The organism is Comamonas sp. B-9 (assembly GCF_000410635.1).
Taxonomy (GTDB): domain Bacteria; phylum Pseudomonadota; class Gammaproteobacteria; order Burkholderiales; family Burkholderiaceae_C; genus Comamonas.
This window is the reverse complement of sequence record NZ_APCR01000541.1, coordinates 1-4,158: the sequence shown is the minus strand read 5'-3', so window position 1 is coordinate 4,158 and position 4,158 is coordinate 1. Positions and strand designations below refer to the sequence as shown.

At 66.6% G+C, this 4,158-nt stretch carries 6 protein-coding genes and 1 pseudogene; 2 read left to right on the top strand and 5 right to left on the bottom strand.

Annotated elements, in window-relative coordinates; genetic code table 11:
• The 5 genes from H928_RS0105160 to H928_RS0105140 all read right to left on the bottom strand — a co-directional run.
• Positions 1 to 275: DUF2157 domain-containing protein (locus H928_RS0105160; protein WP_027010573.1), on the bottom strand; the 275-nt coding region annotated here is incomplete at its 3' end.
• A 185-nt stretch (positions 276 to 460) separates the two neighbouring features.
• Complete coding sequence (locus tag H928_RS0105155; RefSeq protein ID WP_021025557.1) at positions 461 to 886, bottom strand: biopolymer transporter ExbD; 426 nt, start codon at positions 884 to 886, stop codon at positions 461 to 463.
• A 28-nt stretch (positions 887 to 914) separates the two neighbouring features.
• Positions 915 to 1,643, bottom strand: a complete 729-nt coding sequence (locus H928_RS26220) for a MotA/TolQ/ExbB proton channel family protein (protein WP_052329770.1) — start codon at positions 1,641 to 1,643, stop codon at positions 915 to 917.
• 51 nt (positions 1,644 to 1,694) lie between these two features.
• Positions 1,695 to 2,531 (bottom strand): 4-hydroxy-tetrahydrodipicolinate reductase, encoded by an 837-nt coding sequence (gene dapB, locus H928_RS0105145; protein ID WP_021025555.1) that lies wholly within the window; start codon positions 2,529 to 2,531, stop codon positions 1,695 to 1,697.
• 116 nt (positions 2,532 to 2,647) lie between these two features.
• On the bottom strand, positions 2,648 to 3,214 hold the full coding sequence (locus H928_RS0105140; RefSeq protein WP_027010572.1) for an outer membrane protein assembly factor BamE: 567 nt from the start codon (positions 3,212 to 3,214) through the stop codon (positions 2,648 to 2,650).
• Positions 3,215 to 3,314: 100 nt separating this feature from the next.
• Here H928_RS0105140 and fur point away from each other — a divergent pair, with 100 nt between their 5' ends.
• Together fur and H928_RS26215 are read left to right on the top strand one after the other, a co-directional pair.
• Complete coding sequence (fur, locus tag H928_RS0105135) at positions 3,315 to 3,737, top strand: ferric iron uptake transcriptional regulator (RefSeq protein ID WP_021025553.1); 423 nt, start codon at positions 3,315 to 3,317, stop codon at positions 3,735 to 3,737.
• Between the two features lie 147 nt (positions 3,738 to 3,884).
• A pseudogene (locus tag H928_RS26215) lies at positions 3,885 to 4,158 on the top strand (DUF1800 domain-containing protein); the annotation flags it as partial.

Here is a 4,158-nt window from a genome sequence, read left to right as displayed (position 1 = left end):
AGGCGCGGCCACAGGCAGGCGGCCAGCACGGACAGCGCCAGCGTGCCCTCGATTAGGCCCAGCTTGAACCAGTGCGACTGCGCCTGCCAGTTGGCCGCGACCCAAAAGATCAGCCCGCTGGCCACCAGCAGCGCGCCCACCAGCAGCAGGCCGGCGCGGATCTTGCGGGCCAGATCGGCCGGGGCACCGGCTGAGACAGCCAGTGCATACAGCGGCGCGATGCGCGGGTCGCCCGGCGCCGACTGGGCGCTGACCTGGTACAGGGTGGAGTCCATGCGTTTGTTCCTCGTTGGTGGGCCGGCTTGCACGGCGGTGCAGCGGTGGCCCTGGTGCAGCCGCCCCAGGCAGCCGGCACACAGCCTGCAATATAACCAAACGCTTCTGGGCTAAGGTGTGCGCCAGGTCAGGTAGCTTCAAACGATACTGCCGGAGCCCGCCAGGCGAGACCGGGCCGGGACGCTCAGCGCGCGGCGGCCTGGGGTTGGGCGACAAAGCCCATGCGGCTGAGGCCGGCGCTCTGCGCCGCGTCCATCAGCTCGACGGCGCGGGCATAGGGCAGGTTCTGGTCGATGGACAGCTGCACCTCGGTCTGCGGATTGCGCTCGGCCTGCTGCTTGAACAGGGCTTTGAGGGCGTCCATGTCGGTGGGCTGGCCATCGGCAAACAGCGCGCCCTGGGCATTGAGCTGCACCGCAATCGCCGCTGGCGGATTGGCCCGGGTGGCACTGGCGGCCTGGGGCAGGTCCAGGCGGATGGAGGCGGCCAGCAAGGGCGCGGCCATGATGAAGATGACCAGCAGCACCAGCATCACATCCACCAGCGGCGTCACATTGATGGCGCTGATCGGCGCGCTGGCCGGGGTTTTGTTGAAGCGACCGAATGCCATGGTGCGAAGGGGCTGGGTTGGCGGCGGCTCAGCGGCTGCCCACCAGGGCGATGCTATCGACGGCATTGTGGGCCTGCATGCCGGCGTAGGCCTGCGGCGCCTGGGCGGCTTGCTGCAAGGCCCAGGTCTGCATGTCGTGGGCAAAGCCTTCGAGCAGCTCCTCGACCTGCGCGAGCTTGCGGCCCAGCAGGTTGTAGGCCAGCACGGCCGGCAAGGCAACGGCCAGGCCGGCGGCGGTCATCACCAGCGCCTCGCCCACGGGGCCGGCCAGCTGCTCCAGGCTGACATGGTCGGCCCCGGCCAGCGCCGCCAGCGCCTGGTGGATGCCCCAGACGGTGCCCAGCAGGCCGACAAAGGGGGCCGTGGCGCCAATGGAAGCGAGCACCGTCTGCCCCCACTGCAGCCGGTGGCTGGCGCCATGCAGCGCCTCGCGCAGCACGCGGGTGGTTTGCACCTGGGCGCCGCTGGCCACAGCCAGGCTGTGCTGGGCGGCAGGCTCGGCCGCCACAATGTGCGCAATCGCATCGGCCACCGGAGTCAGCAAGGCGGCGCGGTCAATGCTTGGCAGCGCCAGGCGTGCCTGCTCCCAGCTGCTGGCCTGCCAGAAGGCATCGGTGGCACGCAAGGTGGCGCCATGGGCGCGGCCCAGCCACCAGGCCTTGTAGAGAATCAGCACCCAACTGGTGACGGACATGAGCAACAAGACCAGGGCCGTGGCCCGGGCGACGCCGTCTGCTTGCGAGAGCCATTGCCCCATCGTCATGGTGGGCCGTCCTTGTAAAAGCGGGGTGGGGGTACCGGGCTGGGTTTATTTCAGACCGAGCACGTCGTACATGTCGAACAGGCCGGCTTTTTGGCGTGCCAGGTAGCGCGCTGCCCGCAGGCTGCCATTGGCGTAGCCAGCGCGGCTGCTGGACTTGTGCGAGATCTCGATGCGCTCGCCATCGCCGGCAAACAGCACGGTGTGGTCGCCGACGATATCGCCGCCGCGCATGCTGGCAAAGCCGATGCTGTTGGCCACGCGCGCGCCGGTATGGCCAAAGCGCTCGTAGACGGCGCGGTCGGCCAGCTGGGTGCCCTGGGCCTCGGCAATCACCTCGCCCATTTTCAAAGCCGTGCCCGAGGGCGCATCGACCTTGTGCTTGTGGTGCGCTTCGACGATCTCGATGTCGTAACCGCCCTCTTGCAAGGCCTTGGCCGCCATCTCCAGCAGCTTGAAGGTCACGTTCACGCCCACGCTCATATTGGGCGAGAGCATGACTGCCGTCTTGTCGGCAAACTGGCGGATCTGCGCTTTTTGCTCCTCGCTAAAGCCCGTGGTGCCAATGACCACGCCCACGCCGCGCTCGGCCGCCAGCGCCAGGTGGGCCAGCGTGCCTTCGGGGCGGGTGAAGTCGATCAGCACATCGGCGCCCTGCAAGCCCTGGGCCAGGTCGGCGGTGATCTGCACGCCGGTGTGGCGGCCCAGGAAGGCACCCGCATCAGTGCCCAGGCTGGGGTTGCCGGCGGCATCGAGCGCGCCGCTCAGCTGCAGGTCCGTGCTGGCCAGTACGGCTTCGATCAGCATGCGGCCCATGCGGCCGCTGGCGCCTGCAATGGCGACGGCAATACGGGGGCTGTTGTCGGGGGAGAGGGGGGCGGTCATGGGTGGTTTCCTGGGGCTCAAACGGGCGGCGTCTCAGCAAACATCGGACACGGCCCAAAGACGGCGCCGGCCACCCGCTGCCAGTGCAGGGCGGGGGGCATGCCAGCGCCATGGCATCAGCGCTGGGGAGATTCCAGCGGCGGGTAGCTGGCGGGCGGCGTGGCGGTGCTCGTGTCGCTGCTGCTGGTGTCGGCGCTCGGGGCGGGGGCCGGTTGATCGGCCTTGTACTTGGCCAGCTCCTCGGGCGTTGCTTCCAGGCGCGGCACCTTGGGGTTCTTGATCGAGGTCGTGACCGAGGCGACGAACTCCTGCTCGCTGGGCATCTCATCGCCTTCAAAGCGCTCCAGGCCGGTGTCGTTGAAGTACACGGTAAAGCGGCGCTCCTGCTCGGGCACACCCTTGCGCTTGATGGTGAACACGTAGTCCCAGCGGTTGGCGTGGAACACGCTGGCCAGCAGCGGGGTGCCCAGCAGATCCTTGACCTGCTGGCGGCTCATGCCTTTTTGCAGCGCGTTGACCTGCTCCTGGGTGATCACATTACCCTGCACCACCTCCACCTTGTAGGGGGTGATGGCGCTGGCGAACTTACGGCTGGCTTCATTGAAGGAGCCGCAAGCGGCCACACTGGCGCCCAGGGCCAACAGCGCCGCCATGCGGACACCGGAACGAACAAATTCAGGCATGGTTTTAGACATAGCGATATGATCGGCCATTGTAGCGGCTGGTCTCCAGGCCTTCTCCAGAAGTCCGTATACCAATCGGGCCCACTTGAAAGACCTTGTTATGAAAAATATTGAAGAACTCAAAAGCACTGGCCTTAAGGCGACGCTGCCTCGGCTGAAGATTCTGGATATCTTCCAGAATGGTGCTCAGCGCCACATGACGGCGGAAGATGTGTTCCGCGTGCTGCTGGAAGAGCGCTCCGACATCGGTCTGGCCACGGTCTACCGCGTGCTGACCCAGTTCGAGCAGGCCGGCATTCTGATCCGCAGCAACTTCGAGAGCGGCAAGGCGGTCTACGAGCTCAACGAAGGCCAGCACCACGACCATTTCGTCTGTACCAGCTGCGGCAAGGTCGAGGAGTTCTATGACCCCGAGATCGAAAAGCGCCAGCAGTCCATTGCCAAGAGCAAGGGCTGGATCGTGCATGACCACTCGATGGCCCTGTACGGCCAATGCGCGGAGTGTGCGGTCAAGGCCAAATAAGCACAGCGCCCCACTGTTGCCCGCCAACCCCTGAAAAGCGAAGCGCCTCAAACGCTTCGCTTTTTTACGTTTTGCATACATAGCTTTACAGCAGCGCGACGGCACAGGCGCAGCATGGAGCCTTCTGCACCAGGCTCCAGACTCCCCATGCGCCCTAACCGACTGCTTCGACTGCCCCGACTGCTCACCCTCAGCGCCGCTGCCTTGGCGGGCACCTTGTGGCTTGGCGCCTGCGCCTCCCATGTGCCACCAGATGCGGCCAGCGCGCAGGCCGCACTGCCCGATATGGCCGTGGTGCCGCTCAGCGCCACCCAGCGCCTGCAATGGCTGGACCGCGTCAGCTGGGGCGCCAGCGACAGCGCCGACCAGCAGCTCCAGCGCCTGGGCCTGCAGCGCTGGCTGGACGAGCAGCTTGCGCCGC